Source organism: Methyloceanibacter stevinii (assembly GCF_001723355.1).
Taxonomy (GTDB): domain Bacteria; phylum Pseudomonadota; class Alphaproteobacteria; order Rhizobiales; family Methyloligellaceae; genus Methyloceanibacter; species Methyloceanibacter stevinii.
Window position 1 is genome coordinate 1 of sequence record NZ_LPWE01000008.1, and the last position, 1,563, is coordinate 1,563.

1 protein-coding gene is annotated in these 1,563 nt (G+C 60.8%); it reads left to right on the forward strand.

The annotated features are described in order from the left end of the window. Window positions 1–1,492: porin (locus tag AUC70_RS03905; protein WP_083241233.1), on the forward strand; the 1,492-nt coding region annotated here is incomplete at its 5' end. Window positions 1,493–1,563 lie beyond the last annotated feature (71 nt).

Sequence of the window (1,563 nt, forward strand, 5' to 3'; positions counted from 1 at the left end):
GGACATGGAGATGTTTGGGGGACTGACAAGAACATCCAGCCGCATTGCCATTGCAGCCGCGCTTGGGCTTGGGGTTTACGCTCTGAGCGCTGCGCCTGCGAGTGCGCAGGGTTATGGCGGCAATTGCTGCGCGGATCTTGAAGAGCGGGTAGCCGAGCTTGAAGCATCTGCAGTGCAGAAGGGGAACAAGAAGGTATCCGTGACGGTATCCGGCTGGGTCATCGAATCGATGAACTGGTGGGATGACGGCGCGCTGACGGACAGCTGGGTTGGCACGAAGGACGCCGACCTTGGGTCTCGTTTTGCGATCACGGGTTCTGCGACGATCGCTCCGGGGTGGTCCGGCGGTTACAACTTGACGGTTACGACGCCTGGCGCTTGGGCCGGCAACCTCCTGAACGGCAACAACTTCGGTATCTTTTCGAACCAGTTTGCCCAGGATTCGCTGAGCCTTGGCAGCATCCAGACGCTGTACTCGTATATGTACATCAAGAGCGACGACTACGGCACGATCAACCTGGGCTATCTGAGCCCTGCGTCGGATAACGCGGCTGTTCTGGCCGACATCTCCGGCACGGTGATCGAATCGAACGCGGTGTTCTTCGAAGGCGGCGGCTTCCTGCTTCGTCCGAAGAACGCTGCATCGGGTTTTGCGGGTCTTTCCGGCATGACCTGGGGCAACTTCCTGAACTGTTCGCTGGTCGGCCCGATCGGCGGCGACTGCTACGGCGCCCCGCAGAGCGGCATCCGGTACGACTCGCCGACGTTCGGCGGCTTCCGGGTCGAGGCGTCCTACACGGACGACTACTCGAACAGCTTCCGCGGTGCGATCAACGACGCTCCTGAGATCTGGGACCTGGCCGTGTTCTACACGGGCGACTGGGCCGACTTTAAGATTTCGGCGGCTTATTCGTACACGCAGTCGAACGGCAACCTGTTCAGCGTGAACCAGACGGGCTCGACCCAGATCCACCAGTTCGGCGGTACGGTCATGCACGCTCCGACCGGTCTCGGTATCTACGGTTACTACAACTACGAAGAGATCGACGCGAACTACGTGAACTACAACGGCGTGCAGCAGGGTATCCCGAGCTGGGACTCCTGGTACTTGAAGGGCTTCCTGAAGCGGACGTGGAACCCGCTCGGCGCGACGGTCCTTTACGGCGAGTACGGCCAGTATAACGACGGCTTCAACGGCCTTGCGGGTGTGGACAACTGCGCCAGCTTCGCCGGGGTCGGCGGCACGGCCTCCAACTTCTGCGGCGCGAACGCTGCGAACACCCTGTTCGTGACGGGTTCGGAAGTGGAGCGTTGGGGTCTTGGCGCGGTTCAGGAGATCGACGCGGCAGCGATGCACGTGTTCGCTCGCTGGCAGCACCAGGCGGCCGACATCGACTTCATCGGTGTCAACTCCGTCGGCAACACGCAGGCTGTGAGCCAGGGCTTCGAAGACTACGATCTGTTCCAGGTTGGTGGGATCATCTTCTTCTAATCCACCAATCCAGACGACACTTACGGAAGCCGCCCCTCGGGGCGGCTTCTTTTTTTGCCTGAGACAATCCC